The sequence below is a fragment of the Janthinobacterium sp. GW823-FHT01H08 genome (genome assembly GCF_058797855.1).
Genome location: NZ_CM179504.1, coordinates 1068442 through 1085388, shown reverse-complemented (window position 1 = coordinate 1085388; position 16947 = coordinate 1068442). Strand labels below are relative to the sequence as shown.

Genomic DNA, 16947 nt, shown 5'->3' with positions numbered 1-16947 from the left:
AAGCCAGGGAAATCCCTGGCTTTTGTCTGGCTGGCGTCCGATTACTCGGCCGTTGCCGCCTTCTTCGCCGGCGCCTTCTTGGCGGCCGGCTTTTTCACGGCCGTGGCCTTCTTGGCCGGTGCCTTTTTGACGGCTGCCGCTTTCTTGACGGCCGTTTTCTTCGCTGGCGCCGCGCCTTCTTCGCCTTCGACCTCGGCAGCTGCAGCCTTTGTCTTCGCACCCGGCTTGGCCTTGCGCTCTTCAAACTCGAAGCTCACCTTGCCATCCTTGCCCCGTACGAGGAAAGCCTTGAACGGACGGCGCGTGCGCTGCGATACGAAGCCCGGCAGCAAGTCCGTCTTGCCATCGTTGAGCAGTTTTGCCATTTGTTCCGGCAAGATTTCCTGCTGCAAGATGATGCGGCCGCTGCGGAAATCGCACGTCTTCGGCTTGGCTACGCTGTGTTCGCACACATAGGCCAGGCCCATTTCGTACACGCCGGCATTGCACTTGGGGCACGGTCCCACAGGCGTCTGACCCGTGAAATCGACACCTTCGCCATCTTCGCTCTCGTCGTTCTGGCCGAAATCGAATTCCAGCTTGAAATTCTTGATCTCTTCATCACGCACGATGCGCAGGATGGCGGCGAACGGACGGCCCATCTTCGAGCGGAAGCCTTGCAGCGGGCCGATGGTGCGGTCCTTCAGCAATTGCTCCACTTCGGCGATTTCGAACTGGCGCGAACCCGGTGTCTTGCTCATCGAGAATTCGCACTTGGTGCAGGCGAAACGACGGTAGTTTTCCTTCACCACGCCGCCGCAATTCGGGCATGGCGTTTCCAGGGTCGCGTAGTCGCCGGGAATCGTGTCGTTATCGTATTCCTTGGCGCGCTTGACGATGATTTGCGTCATCTGCGCGATTTCGCGCATGAATTCCTCGCGCGAAATCTTGCCTTTTTCCATCTGCGACAGCTTGTATTCCCACTCGCCCGTCAGCTCCGGTGCCGTCAATTCGTTGACGCCCAGGCCTTTGAGCAAAGTCATCAGCTGCGACGCCTTGGCCGTCGGAATCAGTTCGCGGCCTTCGCGGATCAGATAGCGTTCCGTCAGCAAGCCCTCGATGGTGGCCGCGCGCGTCGCTGGCGTGCCGAGGCCCTTGCCGGCCATCGCGTCGCGCAGCTCGTCGTCGTCGATCAGCTTGCCGGCGCCTTCCATGGCCGACAGCAAGGTCGCTTCCGTGAAGCGCGCTGGCGGTTTCGTCACCAGGCCGTTGGCGCTGACGCTTTCCGTCTGCACTTTCTCGCCCTTGGCGACGGGGACCAGGTTGCCGTTGCCATTGCTTTCCTTGTCGGCGTCCGTCGACGCTTCCTTGCCGTAGATGGCCAGCCAGCCCGGATTGGTCATGACCTTGCCTTCAGTCTTGAACTGATGGCCGGACACTTCCGTATAGCGCGTGGTGACCTGGAATTCCGCAGGCGGGAAGAACACGGCCATGAAGCGGCGCGTGACCAGGTCGTACAGCTTCTGTTCCGGCTCGGACAAGTTCTTTGGCGCGATCGTCGTCGGGATGATCGCGAAGTGATCCGAGATTTTCGTGTTGTCGAAAATGCGCTTGTTCGGCTTGACCCAGCCCTTGTCGATGATCTGCTTGGCGAACTGGTGGTAGTTGCTGTTTTCCTTGACCGTTTCCAGCGCCTGCAGCACGGTCGGCATGTAGTCTTCCGGCAGGTGGCGCGAATCGGTACGCGGATACGTCAAGACCTTGTGCTTTTCATACAGCGCCTGTGCCAGGCCCAGCGTGTTCTTGGCGGAGAAACCGAAACGCGAGTTCGCTTCGCGCTGCAGGCTGGTCAGGTCGAACAGGCCCGGCGCCATCGAAGTGGTCGGTTTCGATTCTTCCGTGACGATGCCTTGGCGGCCGCGGCAGGCGGTGGCGATCGAGTCGGCAGCCGTCTTGCTCCACAGGCGCTCGGCGCGCTTCTCGGGGTCGTTCTCGTCCTTCTTGAACTTCGTGTCGAGCCAGCGGCCTTCATAAATGCCGGCCGCGCAGACGAATTCGGCGCGCACTTCCCAGAAGTCGCGCGGCACGAATTTCTTGATCTTGTCTTCGCGTTCGACGACGATGGACAGGGTCGGCGTTTGCACGCGGCCCACGGTGGTCAGGTAAAAACCGCCTTCTTTCGAATTAAACGCCGTCATGGCGCGCGTGCCATTGATGCCGATCAACCAATCGGCTTCCGAACGGCAGCGGGCCGCGTCGGCCAGCGGCAGCATTTCTTCGTCGCTGCGCAGGTGCGCAAAACCGTCGCGGATGGCGCCCGGCGTCATCGACTGCAGCCACAGGCGCTTGACCGGTTGCTTGGCCTTGGCGTTTTGCGCGATCAGGCGGAAAATCAGCTCGCCTTCGCGCCCCGCATCGCATGCGTTGATGAGGGTGGAAACGTCTTTACGTTTGATCAGCTTGTTTAATACTTTGAGGCGCGCTTCCGTCTTCGGGATGGGATTGAGCGCGAAATACGGTGGAATCATCGGCAAGTGCGCGAAACTCCATTTGCCGCGCTTCACGTCGAATTCTTCCGGTACGGCGATCTCCAGCAAGTGGCCGACCGCCGACGACAGGACGTATTCATCCGATTCAAAGTACTCATCGTGCTTGGTGAAGCCGCCAAGCGTCTTCGCGATATCGTTCGCGACAGAAGGCTTCTCGGCGATGATGAGGGTTTTTGTCATATTTTTTGGTCTCGAAAAATGCTCTAGGATAGTTTCAGCATGCGCATCATACAGTGCATTGCCAGGCGCCGACGCTTTTGTCTGCGCAAGGCCTTGTGACTTGTGGTCTTGTCAAGCGGCCAATGATAAGCGCCTATTGAAGAATTCGGCAAGTTATCTGCAAGCAAGAATGCGCAGGCGCAAACACAATGGACTGGCGTGCGCGCCGGTGCTGTGCATCTTAAAGGGGATGGCGCGGCAGCGGCGCCGGGGTGTCAGGCCGACGGCTGGAGGAGCAGCCAGCAAGCGCTGTATTATATTAGTGTAGCAGGCGGGGAGGCAGGTCTTCGTCGTCGACGAATAAATCGTCGAACATCAAGGCGTCCGGTTCCTTGCCCTGGCTCCACAACAGCATCAGCACGATGACTTTCAGCTTGCCCAGCGACACGGGCGCCTCGTCGAGCGCCAGCGCCCGTTCGATGACGATTTCGCGCTGCAGCGGCGACAGCACCTTGGCGCTTTCCAGGAACTGGATGAAGCCGATGGCGGCCGTGCCCAGCACGTCGCTTTCCTGCTGCACGTAGAAGCGCGTGCCCGTGGAACTGGCCGTCAGGGTTTGTTCGGCGCCGGCCATGGCGTTCAAGTCCGTCAGCCACACGAGCGCTTCGGAAATCTCCACGTCGTCGAAACCGACGGCCGACAGTTTGCGCGCCAGGACTGCCGGCTCGGGGCAGGCATCGGGGCGATAGTAAGTCTCGTAGAGGTACACCAGGATATCGAACATGGCTCTACTCTAGCAGCTAAGCTCGCTAAGACACAAGGGTGCGCGCAGACAAAGCGCGCCCGTGCGGCAAGGCCGCCACACAAGTGACAAGCTGTCATTTGCAGCGTTGAAACAGTCCTCCCGGCAAGCGTTCGACCCGGCCCGCCAGCTCCAGCGCCAGCAATTGCCCCATCAGTGCGCCCATGGCCAGGCCGCTGCGCGCGGCCAGGGTATCGGCGTCGTGGGGATCGTGGCCCAGCGCGGCCAGTAGCGGCGGCTCGTCTTCCACCGCGGCCGGGACGCTGGGGACGCCGCCCAGCCACTGCAGCTCTTGCAGCACGTCATCGGCCGACTCGACCAGCTTGGCACCCTGCTTGATGAGTGCATGGCAACCCTTGGCCAAAGTCGCATGGATGGAGCCGGGCAAGGCATACACGTCGCGCCCCTGCTCGCCCGCCAGGCGCGCCGTGATCAGGGAACCCGACTGGGCCGCCGCCTCGATCACCAGCACGCCGCGCGCCAGGCCGCTGATCAGGCGGTTGCGGCGCGGAAAGTTGCCGGGCATGGCAGGCAGCCCCAGCGCGTATTCGCTGACGATGCAGCCCTGTTCGGCAATTCTTTGCGCCAGATCAAGGTTACGGCGTGGATACACCAAATCGGCGCCCGTGCCGATCACGGCGACGGTGGCGCCCGCGCCGCGCAAGCCGCCCTCGTGCGCGTGCGTGTCGATGCCGAGCGCCAGCCCTGAAATGATGGTCAAGCCTGCCGCGCTCAGCGCTTGCGCAAAGGCGGCCGCGTTCTGCATGCCTTGCGCGCTGGCATTGCGGCTGCCGATGATGGCCACGCCCGGACGCGACAGCAGTTCCGCCCGTCCCCGCACATATAACAACAGCGGCGGATCGGCGATTTCCAGCAGCAGGGGCGGATACGCGGCATCGGCCAGGGTCAGCACGGTATTGCCGGGCCGCTGCAGCCATTGCAGGGTCAGCGCCAGCTGGCTGTTGGCCACCGGCTTGGGCGGCTGCACGATGGCGCGCGCCACGCTGGCCGGCACCACCTCGCGCAGGATGTCGAACGGCGTGGCAAAGATTTGCGGCGGCAAGCCGAAGCGGGCCAGCAAGGCGCGCGCCGCCACCGGCCCGACGCCGGGCAGATGCTGGAGGCGCAGCCAGCCCGCCAGTTCCGTGGCCGTGTCCGCCATCGTTGCAAGTGCATGCATGACAACCTCGTTATGTACTGTGGCATCCCATGCTAGCGCCATGGCGCGCACGCGATACCGACGCGCGCAAGGATGCGTGCAATGACGCCGCAAAACGGCCCGCCGTCCACAGGGCCATGGGCGTCTGTGATAAAATTTCCCTTTGCAGCAAACGAATAGCGCACTGGCAAACGCATCTGCCGCGCCGTTGCGCCACACGCGCCCAACCGTAGCGTACTCAAAAATAAAATAGCCCTGCCATCGTTCGCATGGCCCAGGCATGAATAATCCGGCGCACCGGCGCCCACCTTAACCAGTCGAATCCGTATGTCCATATTAAATATCCTGCGTTACCCCGATCCTCGCCTGCACACGATCGCCAAGCCCGTCACCGAATTTGACGCGCGCCTGCAAACCCTGATCGACGACATGGCCGAAACCATGTACGACGCCCCGGGCGTCGGCCTGGCCGCGTCGCAAGTGGACGAGCATATCCAGATGATGGTGATCGACACCACCGAAGAAAAAAACCAGCTGCAAGTATTCATCAACCCGGAAATCACCTGGGCCAGCGAAGAAAAGCAGGTCTACGACGAAGGCTGTCTGTCCGTGCCCGGCGTGTATGACGGCGTCGAGCGTCCGGCCCGCATCAAGGTGCGCGCCCTGGACCGCCACGGCAAGCAGTACGAGCTGGAAGCCGATGGCTTGCTGGCCGTCTGCATCCAGCATGAGATGGATCACTTGCTGGGCAAGGTATTCGTCGAATACCTGTCGCCGCTCAAGCGCAACCGCATCAAGACCAAGATGATCAAGGAAATCCGCGGTCTCGAGCGCGAAGCGAGCTTGCGCGCACAGAACCGTCGTTTCTAAGCCGCTGCTGATAGACTAAGCAACAATAGTCGTAACACCACGCCAGCCTGGCGCCTCCGGCCCGGGCCTGCGCACCTCACGTCAAGGAACGCTATGAAAGTGATCTTCGCAGGCACGCCTGAATTCGCCGCCACGGCCCTGAAAGACTTGCACGAAGCGGGATTCGAGATTCCGCTGGTGCTGACCCAGCCCGACCGTCCTGCCGGACGCGGCATGCAGCTGCACGCCTCGGCCGTCAAGCAGTACGCGCAGCAGCACGGCATCGAGGTGCTGCAGCCGCTGTCCTTGCGCATGGACAGCAAGGACCCGCAGCGCGCCGCCGAGGCAAAAGCGGCCCACGAGCGCCTGCTGGCCACCGATTACGATGTGATGGTGGTGGCGGCCTACGGCTTGATCTTGCCGCGCAGTACGCTCGACATCAAACCCTGCATCAATATCCACGGTTCATTGCTGCCGCGCTGGCGCGGCGCCGCGCCGATCCACCGCGCCATCGAGGCCGGCGACGATGAAACGGGCGTGACCATCATGCAGATGGAAGAAGGCCTCGATACGGGCCCCATGCTGGCCATCGAGCGCACGCCCATCGAGGCGGGCGACTCCACCGCCACCCTGCACGACAAATTGGCCAAACTGGGCGGCAAGATGATCGTCGAGACCCTGCGCAAGATGCAGCAGCAGCCGCTGGAAGCGGTGCCGCAGCCGGAAGCGGGCGTCACCTATGCGGCAAAGATCGCCAAGGAAGAAGCGGCGCTCGATTTCAGCTTGCCGGCGCTGGAACTGGGCCTGAAAATCCGCGCCTTCAATCCGTTTCCCGGCGCCTGCGGCCAGGTCGATGGCGTCACCATCAAGATCTGGGCCGCCGAGGTACTCGACGCGGACAGCAAGGAAGCGCCGGGCCAGGTGCTGGCGGCCGACGCCCAGCATGGCATCGTCGTGGCCTGCGGCAATGGCTCGCTGCGCCTGACGGAACTGCAAAAACCGGGCGGCAAGCGCCTGCCCGCAGCCGAGTTCATCAAGGGCTTCCCCCTCGAAGGCAAGCGTTTCGTTTAATTAAGCCATCGATACCGGCGGCAAGCGCCCATGGACCAGCTGACCGCCCTGCGCGCCTTGCGCCGCGTCGTGGAACTGGGCAGTTTCACGGCCGCCGGCGCCGCGCTCGGCATTTCCCACTCCATCGTGTCGCGCCAGATCCGCCAGCTGGAAAGCCAGCTGGGCGCCCAATTGCTCAACCGCACCACGCGCCGCTTCGCCCTGACGGCCGCCGGCCAGGAATACTATCTGGCCAGCCGCGACATCCTCGACGCCCTCGATGCGGCCGACCGCGCCGTCGCCATGCACCAGGCGCAGCCGTCCGGCAGCCTGCGCATCAATGCGCCGATGGCCTTCGGCACCCTGGAACTGGCCGCCTGGCTGCCCGACTTTACGCGCCACTACCCGTACATCCACATCGATCTCGTCTGCAATGACCGCATCGTCGACCTGATCGACGATGGCTTCGACGTGGCGCTGCGCCTGGCGCGCGGCTTGCCCGACTCCACCCTGGTGGCGCGCCAGCTGGGCAGCAGCCGCACCTTGGCCGTCGCCTCGCCCGCCTACCTGGCCCGCCATGGCCATCCAGCCACGCCGCACGACCTGGCGCAGCACGATTGCCTGATGTACAGCTCCGGCGAGAAGCCGGCCGAGTGGTCGTTCACGGATGCGGGCGGCGCCGTGCACAAGGTAGCCGTGCGCGGCAGCCTGCAAGCCAATACCAGCGTGGCCCTGCGCGAGGCTGCCGTGGGCGGCATGGGCATTGCCGGCGCGGCCGGCTTCATCGTGCGCGACGCGCTGCGCAGCGGCCAGCTCGTGGAAGTCTTGCCCGGCTACACCTTGCGCCCACGCACCTTGTACGCGCTGTATCCGCACAGCCGCCAGCTGTCGCCGAAGGTCAGGGTCTTCATCGATTTTGCCGTGCAACACTATCAAAATCACCGCTGGGATTGATCAGGCCGGCTGCAGCGCCTTGCGCACGGCGCGGAACTGCTGCGTCAAGCCGCCGTAGCCCCAGGCCGCCTGGCGCGCGTCGTGCACGTGGATGTAGCTGACGTCATGCAAGGCGCCGAGATGCTCATGCATGGCGGCGAACACGGCGGCGATATACGCGGCCTTTTCCGCCGCCGTATTCGTTTCATCGCTGATCAGGATATCTAGGAAAAAGCTGGCCTTGCCCTGCACCTGCAGGGATGGCCCGCCGACAAACCAGTGCGCCGCGTCAAGATGGCTGATCGCCACCGACGTCAGTTCGGGCGCCTTGTGCAGCAACTGTGCCGTCAAGGTGCTCAAGGTGGCGGCGATGGCGGCCGACTGGCGCGCATCGGGCGTGGTGGACAAACGCAGGTTCAGAATGGGCATGGGATGCTCCGCAAGTGGATGAAGCCCCATTCTAGGCAGGCGGGAGGTGAAACGGCAGCCCTCGCCAGGTACAGGATCTGTGCATATTCCACACAAAAAAAAAGGGCTTGCCGCGGCAAGCCCTCGTTGCATCGAGCCCGCTGGCTTAGCGGCGCTGCACCCTCATCAGGCGTGCGCCCACGGACGACGACAGGCTGACCTCGAAACGGCCGCCGGCCGGCAAGGCGCTGACGTCGACGCTGGCTTTGCCGCCCGTCAAGTCACTGGCGACCACCGTCTTGCGGCCATCGGCGGCCACGTGCAGCACGGCGGCGTAGGGTTCCGCATCGGCATTCCAGACCAGCGCCAGCTTGCCGCCGCTTTGTGTCGCATCGAACGTGGCATCGTTGGCGGCGGCCCTGCTGCGGCGCGCAGAGCGCTCCAGCTTGGCTAAAGCCTTGCCATTTTGCAGCACTTGCACGTCGCTGATGTCGCCCGGGTTGGCGAAGCTGACGCGGAAATGACTCATGGCGTTGCCGCCATGATCAGCCACGGAAACGCCATCAAAAGGCAAGTCGATAGTCTGTCCCGACGCCGTCAGCACGCGCAGGGTATATGCATGGCCGCTGCCGCCGGCAGCGGGGCCGATGCGCGCAGATGAGGCAACGGCGGGACGCAGCCCCACACCGGCTGGCGTGATGCGGCCGGAAATGGTCAGATAGCCGTTCTCGGCCACGGACATGCTGGCGGCCAGCACATTGCTGCCCGTCACCTGCGTGCTGCGCCTTTCCAGGAATTGCTGTACCCGCACATAGCTGTAGTCGGAGAACCAGGCACCGCTGCAATAGCTCATCACGTCCTTCATCGGCGTAGCGCCATACACGGCCTTGCTCAACTGGCCAATGATGCCCGCATAGTCGCTGTTGTACAGCGGTTGCGGGCCCAGTTCGCCATTCGGATACGGGTAGTCGGTGGCCGCACTGGCTGGACCGCCGCAGGCGACGTGCTGCAGCGAGTGGTTATGGCCCAGCTCATGCACAAGCGTGGTCAGCCATTCAGGCCAGCTATTGCCAAAGGGATCGACGGAGGCAATGCTGTTGAACCTGGCATCGAGGCCGATGGCCGCCGTGAAGGCATTGCTGCTGCCCGTCGGGTTGATGTAGGCCAGGCCGGCGGTGCGCGTGGAAGACATTCTCGGCACGAAACCATAATAATAGGCGCCGCGGTCTTCCAGTGCACGCTTGTTGTCCAGCTTGTCCAAGGCATCGCTCCACCAGCTGTCGGCCGTGCTGCTGCCTGGCATGCTCAGCGCCGTGCGCGTGGTGATGCTGATATTTTCCGCCGCATACGGATACACGCGCGTCAGTGCAGCACGGATCACCTCGGCGTCCGGCAATTGCGCCACACCATCATCGGTGCTCAGCGGTACCAGCACCAGGTGAATTTTCGCTGCGCTGCCCACCACGGGCGCCGCTTCCTGGCTCACTTGCACGCCGTCATTGCCCACTGCCGTCACGCGCACGCGCACGCCGGGCAAGATCCAGCCAGCAGGCAGGACGGCGCTGAAATTGCCGTTGAAACTGTAATCGCTTTTCACCGTCGGCAAGACCGATGGGCCGCTCATGGTAATGCTGCCCAGGTTGCCGCCATTGGCGGCGGTCGCATTCAAGATCACGGCCGGGCTGGTCTGGCCTGTTTGCGTGGCCAGCACGGAGACGCGCACGGCGGCCGGCTTGCCGCGCGTCAGGCGCAAGGCGGCATCGCTGGAATTCAAGTTCAGTACCTGCGCGAAATCAATGCTGCCCAAGGTAAAGGCCGACACCGTGCCCGCATTCACGGCGATGCGCGAAGCGGCCGACAGCATCACGTTGCCCGTTGCCGACGCTGGCGCAGACAGCAGCAGCTGGCTGCTACTGGCGCTGACGATGACGGCTGGCGTACTGCCCACCGTTGCCGAGCTGACCTGGTCCAGATTGCTGCCCTGCAGCGTCACCGACAAGGTCGCGCCGTTGACGGCCGACGTGATCGACGTCACTGCCACGCTCGCCAGGACCGTGTACGTGTCGCTGCTGATCACATCGTTGTACGGACCGCGCACCGTCAGCGCGCCTGTCGCTGCGCCCGCAGGCACCACTACCGTCACGCTGCCGGCTGTCTGGCTTTGCGGCGTTGCCGCCGCGCCACTGCCGAACTGCACCGCCGTCACGGCGCCCATGCCGCCGCCCGCGATCGTCACGCTGGAACCGACGCCGCCCGTCGCTGGCGCGATGCTGCTCACGCTCAGCGGCAAGTACACATTGACGTTATAACTGGTGGTCGCCGTGCCGCTGGCGCTGACGAGGCTCAAGGCGCCCGTCACAGGGGTGCCCGGCATGGCCAGGGTCACGCTGGTGTCGCTGCTGGCACTGGCGGCAACGTTCACGCCGCCTACCTGGAAAGCCGTCACGCGGCTCAGATTCGTGCCCGTCACCACCAGCCTGCCGCCCACGGCGACATTCGCCGCCGAGACGGCCGTTACGGCAGGAACCACGGCAGGATTGCCCGACGTGGTCGCCACCGCCGTGTCACCACCGCCGCCACCGCCGCAAGCGGACAGGCCCAGCACAAGAAACAATGCAACAAGCAGATGGTTTTTCATGGATGGCAACCATGTTGGTGCAGCGCGATGCCGGGGAGGACACGAGAGAAATGTGACATATTGGTGACTTTTGGTGAGAATGTGATTTCGAAGAACCCATATTATCGGTTAATTCGATTCCCAAAGACAACTATTAATGCTTTTGATTCAATTGGTTTTGATAATAATAAAGTATTCGTCTGGAAATATTTATCTAAGAATTATTCGCCCCCACCTACATGGCCTTGAATCAAAATTATTTTCCTTTGCAGTTATTGCCATACAATCTATTAAAAACAGGCTGCTATGGCGCCAATAATGTGGGAATTTTTCCACAGCCTGGAGGACATATCTTCCTGGCAATTTTGGCGGAAGAATTAACACTTTGAGTAAGATTTTCAGGAATGTCATTTCAGAATCAGGCGCGGCGCAAGCCGATCTGTTGCAAGCAAGCCTGCCGCGAGGCGAACGGCCGCTTTTGCTTAAAACCAAAGCAGCCTGATGCCGTATAATTTTAGACCCGGTGATTCAGGCGATTGCCACCTTCTGCCTGCCCTACCCGGCGGGCACACTCCGTCAGCTGATCCTGCTGGCCCGCAACCGCCCCGTACCTGTCTTGTCGCCGCGCCGCCGCCCGTTTGCCTATTGAAAGCATGAAATGAACGATACCGTGATCCCCGCCATGTCCCCGACCGAAGCCACCTTGCGCGCCATCCTGGCGCAGCGGATCATGATCCTCGACGGCGCCATGGGCACGATCATCCAGCAGTACAAGCTCGACGAAGAAGCGTACCGTGGCGGTCCCGCCGGCCGCTTCATCGATTTCGCCGCACCGGCCGACAGCGGCGCACGCGAACTGTTCGTCAAGGGCAACAATGAGCTGCTGACCCTGACGCAGCCGCACATCATCCAGGAAATCCACGAGCGCTACCTGGCGGCGGGCGCCGACCTGATCGAAACAAATACCTTCGGCGCCACGACGATCGCGCAAGACGATTACCACATGGCCCACCTGGCCTATGAAATGAACGTCCAGGCGGCCAAGCTGGCACGCGCCGCCTGCGATAAATATTCCACCCCGGACAAGCCGCGCTTCGTCGCGGGCGCCCTGGGACCCACGCCAAAGACGGCCTCGATCTCGCCCGACGTCAACGACCCGGCCGCGCGCAACGTCAGTTTCGACCAGCTGGTGGCCGCCTACCTGCAGCAGACGCAGGGCCTGGTGGAGGGCGGCGCCGACGTGCTGCTGGTGGAAACCATCTTCGATACCTTGAACTGCAAGGCGGCCCTGTTCGCCATCGACCTGTTCTATGAACAAAACCCTACCGTCGTGCGCCTGCCCTTGATGATTTCCGGCACCGTCACGGACGCCTCGGGCCGCATCCTGTCGGGCCAGACCGTGCCCGCCTTCTGGAATTCCGTGCGCCACGCGAAACCGCTGACCATCGGCCTGAACTGCGCGCTGGGCGCCGCCCTGATGCGCCCGTACGCGGAAGAACTGGCCAAGATCGCCGACACTTTTGTTTGCATCTACCCGAACGCGGGCTTGCCCAATCCCATGAGCGACACGGGCTTCGACGAGTTGCCAGCCGACACATCCGCCCTGCTGCGCGAGTTTGCCGACGCGGGCTTTTTGAACATGGCGGGCGGCTGCTGCGGCACCACGCCCGAGCACATCGCCGCCATCGGCGAGTTGCTGTCGAAAAACACGCCGCGCACCGTGCCGGCCCCGTCGCACGACTTGCGCCTGGCGGGCCTGGAACCGTTCGTCGTCAACGACGAGTCGCTGTTCGTCAACGTGGGCGAGCGCACCAACGTCACGGGTTCCAAGGCGTTCGCGCGCATGATTCTCAACGAGCAATACGACGAAGCCTTGTCCGTGGCGCGCCAGCAAGTGGAAAACGGCGCGCAAGTGATCGACATCAATATGGATGAGGCGATGCTCGATTCGCTGGCCGCCATGACGCGTTTCCTGAACCTGATCGCCTCGGAACCCGATATTTCGCGCGTGCCCATCATGGTCGACTCGTCGAAATGGTCGGTCATCGAAGCGGGCCTCAAATGCGTGCAGGGCAAGGCCATCGTCAACTCGATTTCCATGAAGGAAGGCGAAGAGGAATTCCTGCGCCAGGCGAAACTGTGCCGCCGCTACGGCGCCGCCGTCATCGTCATGGCTTTCGATGAAAAAGGGCAAGCCGACACCTTCGAGCGCAAGATCGAGATTTGCGCCCGCGCCTACCACCTGCTGATCGATGCGTTGGACTTCCCGCCGGAAGACATCATTTTCGACCCGAACATCTTTGCCGTGGCCACCGGCATCGAAGAGCACAACAACTACGCCGTCGACTTCATCAACGCCACGCGCTGGATCAAGGAAAACCTGCCGTACGCGAAGATCTCGGGCGGCGTGTCGAACGTGTCCTTCAGTTTCCGCGGCAACGATCCCGCCCGCGAAGCCATCCATACCGTCTTCCTGTACCACGCCATCAAGGCCGGCATGACCATGGGCATCGTCAACGCCGGCATGGTGGGCGTGTACGACAACCTGGACCCGGAATTGCGCGAGCGCGTGGAAGACGTGGTGCTGAACCGCCGCGAAGACTCGACCGAGCGCATGATCGAATTTGCCGGCACCCTGAAGGCGGGCGGCAAGGCCGAAGCGCAAACCCTGGCCTGGCGCGAGGGAACAGTACAGGAACGCCTGTCGCACGCGCTCGTGCATGGCATCACGCAATTCATCGTGGAAGACACGGAAGAAGCGCGCCAGGAACTGCTGCACAATGGCGGGCGCCCCATCCACGTGATCGAGGGACCGCTGATGGCCGGCATGGACGTGGTCGGCGACCTGTTTGGCCAAGGTAAAATGTTCCTGCCGCAAGTGGTGAAATCGGCGCGCGTGATGAAGCAGGCCGTGGCCCATCTGATTCCGTTCATCGAGGAAGAAAAGCTGCTCGAAGAGCAGCGCACGGGCATCGTCGCCAAGCCGAAGGGCAAGATCATCATGGCGACCGTGAAAGGCGACGTGCATGACATCGGCAAGAATATCGTCACGGTAGTCTTGCAATGCAATAACTTCGAAGTGGTCAACATGGGCGTGATGGTGCCGTGCTCGGAAATCCTCGCCCGCGCCAAGGTGGAAAACGCCGACATCATCGGTCTGTCGGGCCTGATCACGCCGTCGCTGGAAGAAATGGCGTATGTCGCCAAGGAAATGCAGCGCGACGAACACTTCCGCATGCTGAAGATTCCCCTGCTGATCGGCGGCGCCACCACCAGCCGCGCCCACACGGCCGTGAAAATCGCGCACAACTACGAAGGCCCCGTGATCTACGTGCCGGACGCTTCGCGTTCCGTGTCCGTGGCGCAATCGCTGCTGACGCCGGAACAGCGCGACAAGTACGTGGAAGACATCGAACTCGACTATGCGCGTATCCGCGAACAGCACGCCAACAAGAAGGCCCTGCCCATCCTGCCGCTGGCGCAGGCGCGCGCGAACAAGATGGTCGTGCCGTTCGACGGCCCGTGCACGCCCGTAAAGCCGAAGTTCATCGGCCGCCGCGTGTTCAAGAACGTGGATCTGGCCACGCTGGCCAACTATATCGACTGGGGCCCATTCTTCCAGACCTGGGACCTGGCCGGTCCCTTCCCCGCCATCTTGACGGATGAAGTGGTGGGCGACGCGGCCACCAAGGTGTACGCGGAAGGCCAGGCCTTGCTGAAAAAACTCATCGACGGACGCTGGCTGACGGCCAACGGCGTCGTCTCCTTGCTGCCAGCCAATAGCGTCAATGACGACGATATCGAGGTGTACACCGACGATACGCGCAGTACGGTGGCGTTCACGTATTACGGCATGCGCCAGCAAGGCGTCAAACCCGTGGTCGACGGCGTGCAGCGCCCGAACCAGTGCCTGGCCGACTTCATCGCGCCGAAGGCGTCGGGCGTGAAGGATTACATCGGCATGTTTGCCGTCACGTCCGGCCTGGGCATCGAAAAGTATGAAAAGCGCTTCGAGGATGCGCACGACGATTACTCGTCCATCATGCTCAAATCCCTGGCGGACCGCCTGGCCGAGGCGTTTGCCGAGTACCTGCACGAACGCGTGCGCAAGGATTTGTGGGGCTACGTGCCCGATGAACACTTGGGCAACGACGACATGATCGCCGAGAAATACGTGGGCATCCGCCCGGCGCCCGGCTACCCGGCCTGCCCCGAGCACACGGTCAAGAAAGAGATGTTCGAGGTCATGCAGGCCGAGGAAATCGGCATGCAGCTGACGGAATCGTATGCCATGTTCCCAGGCGCGGCCGTCTCCGGCTTCTATTTTGCCCACCCGGAGTCGAAATACTTCGTCGTCGGCAAGATCGGCATGGACCAGGTGGAAGACATGGCCAAGCGCCGTGGCGCCAGCATCGAAGACGTGGAACGCTGGCTGGCGCCCAACTTGTCGTAAGCACCATCGCCTTGCGCTGCGGCGCGCGGAACTTTTCGCGCGCCGCAGCGCACTAACGCAGTATGCCGGCCGGCATGCTGCATGCCCGCTCCGGCCCGTTCCCCAACCGGCAAGGAGGTAATATGGCAACCAACTTCAAACTGAAACGCTGGCAGGACCAAGTGATCCTGTTGCTGGGCCTGTGGCTGCTCGTCTCGCCCTGGGCCTTTTCCTATCCCGAAGGCTCGCCGCAGATGATCAACGCCTTTGTCTCGGGCCTGGTCATCGCCGTGCTGGCCGCCTTCGATCTGTACAAGACCTATTTCTGGGCCGTCGTCGTCAACCTGCTGGTGGGCATCTGGGTCGCCGCCTCGCCGTGGGTGCTGCGGCTGGCAGATCAGCGCGTCGTCATGTGGAACGAGCTGATCGTCGGTATCGCCGTCGCCGTGCTGGCCCTGTGGGAGCTGCGCACCGACCCCGAACTGCACAAGCACTGGCCCGGCGCTGCCGCGTAGCGCAGCTACCGGCGTAAAAAAACCCTGCCACGGCATGCCGTGCAGGGTTTTTTAAAAGTGGAAATCCGGGACGTTACAGCGGGTAGGTCGGATTAGCGCTTGCGCGTAATCCGACAACACCGGTCAGTGCCAACAATGTTGTGTCGGATTACGGCCCTTTGGGCCTCGGCGGCCCCACCTAATCCAACTTACAGCGCATAACGCACTACGTTATCGCTCCATTCGTAGGCCGCCATTTCCAGTTCCACCAGGTCGTCCGGCGACATGGCCAGGTCGCGCAAGGTCGGCACGATCTCGCCTTCCATGTCTTCGATGCGTTCGATGCATTCGGCCAGGCGCAGCAGGTCGCCGTAGAAGCCTTCGCGCGACAGCAGCGCTTCGGCCACTTCGTCGATCACTTCGATCTGGCTGAGGATTTCCGACATCGGCACGCCGAACAGGGTATCCATCAGCGACATGATGCCGACCGTAAAGGCGATATCGGCCGAATGGGCATGGTTCGGGCGCAGTTTATGCGCGAGCAATTCGAGTAAACGGCCGCGCGTGGTCGCCAGCATCAGCAGCGGCGTCATACTATGGCCACGCTTGCTTGGCTCCGCGTACAGCATGATTTGCAGCCAGCGCTGCAGCTGGCGGCGGCCCAGCACGGTCACGGCCTGGCTCAGCGAATCGATGCGCTGGCGCGCACCCACGGCCGGCGTATTGACCAGGCGCAACAGGTTCAGGGCCAGCGACACGTCGCGCTTGATGGCACGCTCGATGTCCATGTTGTCGGCATCGGAGGTCACCAGCGTCATCAGTTCCATGACGGCCAGTTGCGACGGCGACAGCTTCTTGCCCGTCATGATGGCGGGCTTGGCAAAATAATAACCCTGGAAATAATCGAAGCCCAGGTCCAGGCCCGACTTGAATTCTTCGCGCGTCTCGACCTTCTCCGCCACCAGTTTCTTGTTTTCCTGCTTGAAACGGGGCGCCAGCGCTGCCAGCACTTTCGGGTCGACCGTGCTCATGTCCATCTTGACGTATTGCACCAACGGCAACAGTTCCTGCACTTGCGCCGTATCGGAGACGACGTTTTCCAGCGCGAAAGTAAAGCCGTGGCCCACCAGTTCGCTGATGCGCGCGCGCACTTCCGGCGTGACGGGCATCGATTCGACGATTTCCAGCACGACTTTTTCGCGCGGCAGGAAAACGAAGATGTCGCTCATGATCACGTCGGCGTCGACGTTGACGAAACCGAGCGCGTCACCGATGACTTTTTCCATGCCCAGCTGGGAAGCGTGGGCGATCACGGAGGCCGTGGCGGACAGGTCGCTGGTAATGTTGGCGGGACCGACCGGAGCGTTGCGGAATAGCAACTCATAGCCGAACAGGGCCTGGTTGCGGTCGAGGATAGGTTGTCGCCCCAGATAGAACTCGCGCACGCGCAAGGGTTTCGGGGTGATGTCGTTGCTGGAAATATCGATCATTAACTCTTCATCAATCACGTCGAGTG

General features: G+C 62.4%; 11 protein-coding genes. 5 read left to right on the top strand and 6 right to left on the bottom strand.

Annotated elements, in window-relative coordinates:
* Positions 1–41 precede the first annotated feature (41 nt).
* The 3 genes from AC3RCG_RS04840 to dprA all read right to left on the bottom strand — a co-directional run bounded on the left by AC3RCG_RS04840 (position 42) and on the right by dprA (position 4669).
* Positions 42–2708, bottom strand: a complete 2667-nt coding sequence (locus AC3RCG_RS04840; protein ID WP_070311033.1) for a DNA topoisomerase III — start codon at positions 2706–2708, stop codon at positions 42–44.
* 298 nt (positions 2709–3006) lie between these two features.
* Entirely contained in the window at positions 3007–3471 is a 465-nt protein-coding gene (locus tag AC3RCG_RS04835) for a Smg family protein (RefSeq protein ID WP_070222738.1), read from the bottom strand.
* A 94-nt stretch (positions 3472–3565) separates the two neighbouring features.
* Complete coding sequence (dprA, locus tag AC3RCG_RS04830; protein WP_492403511.1) at positions 3566–4669, bottom strand: DNA-processing protein DprA; 1104 nt, start codon at positions 4667–4669, stop codon at positions 3566–3568.
* Between the two features lie 306 nt (positions 4670–4975).
* Here dprA and def point away from each other — a divergent pair, with 306 nt between their 5' ends.
* From def to AC3RCG_RS04815, 3 genes are all read left to right on the top strand, one after another.
* Complete coding sequence (gene def, locus AC3RCG_RS04825) at positions 4976–5518, top strand: peptide deformylase (protein WP_034749294.1); 543 nt, start codon at positions 4976–4978, stop codon at positions 5516–5518.
* Between the two features lie 93 nt (positions 5519–5611).
* Positions 5612–6568 (top strand): methionyl-tRNA formyltransferase, encoded by a 957-nt coding sequence (gene fmt / locus AC3RCG_RS04820; protein ID WP_070222742.1) that lies wholly within the window; start codon positions 5612–5614, stop codon positions 6566–6568.
* Between the two features lie 30 nt (positions 6569–6598).
* Positions 6599–7501 carry a LysR family transcriptional regulator gene (locus tag AC3RCG_RS04815; protein ID WP_492403515.1) on the top strand — a complete coding sequence of 301 codons (903 nt, stop codon included), beginning with the start codon at positions 6599–6601 and terminating at the stop codon, positions 7499–7501.
* On the opposite strand, the gene AC3RCG_RS04810 is transcribed toward AC3RCG_RS04815, so the two are convergent.
* Both AC3RCG_RS04810 and AC3RCG_RS04805 read right to left on the bottom strand, forming a co-directional pair.
* Complete coding sequence (locus tag AC3RCG_RS04810; protein WP_070289978.1) at positions 7502–7909, bottom strand: tautomerase family protein; 408 nt, start codon at positions 7907–7909, stop codon at positions 7502–7504.
* A gap of 145 nt (positions 7910–8054) precedes the next feature.
* Positions 8055–10526 carry an IPT/TIG domain-containing protein gene (locus AC3RCG_RS04805; RefSeq protein WP_492403517.1) on the bottom strand — a complete coding sequence of 824 codons (2472 nt, stop codon included), beginning with the start codon at positions 10524–10526 and terminating at the stop codon, positions 8055–8057.
* A gap of 637 nt (positions 10527–11163) precedes the next feature.
* Here AC3RCG_RS04805 and metH point away from each other — a divergent pair.
* Positions 11164–14958 carry a methionine synthase gene (gene metH, locus AC3RCG_RS04800; protein WP_205602323.1) on the top strand — a complete coding sequence of 1265 codons (3795 nt, stop codon included), beginning with the start codon at positions 11164–11166 and terminating at the stop codon, positions 14956–14958.
* Positions 14959–15080: 122 nt separating this feature from the next.
* Positions 15081–15452 carry an SPW repeat protein gene (locus AC3RCG_RS04795; RefSeq protein WP_492403519.1) on the top strand — a complete coding sequence of 124 codons (372 nt, stop codon included), beginning with the start codon at positions 15081–15083 and terminating at the stop codon, positions 15450–15452.
* Positions 15453–15640: 188 nt separating this feature from the next.
* Here AC3RCG_RS04795 and AC3RCG_RS04790 read toward each other — a convergent pair whose 3' ends face one another.
* Positions 15641–16921: an EAL and HDOD domain-containing protein gene (locus AC3RCG_RS04790; protein WP_035824533.1), complete on the bottom strand. Its 1281-nt coding sequence runs from the start codon at positions 16919–16921 to the stop codon at positions 15641–15643.
* Between the last annotated feature and the right edge of the window lie 26 nt (positions 16922–16947).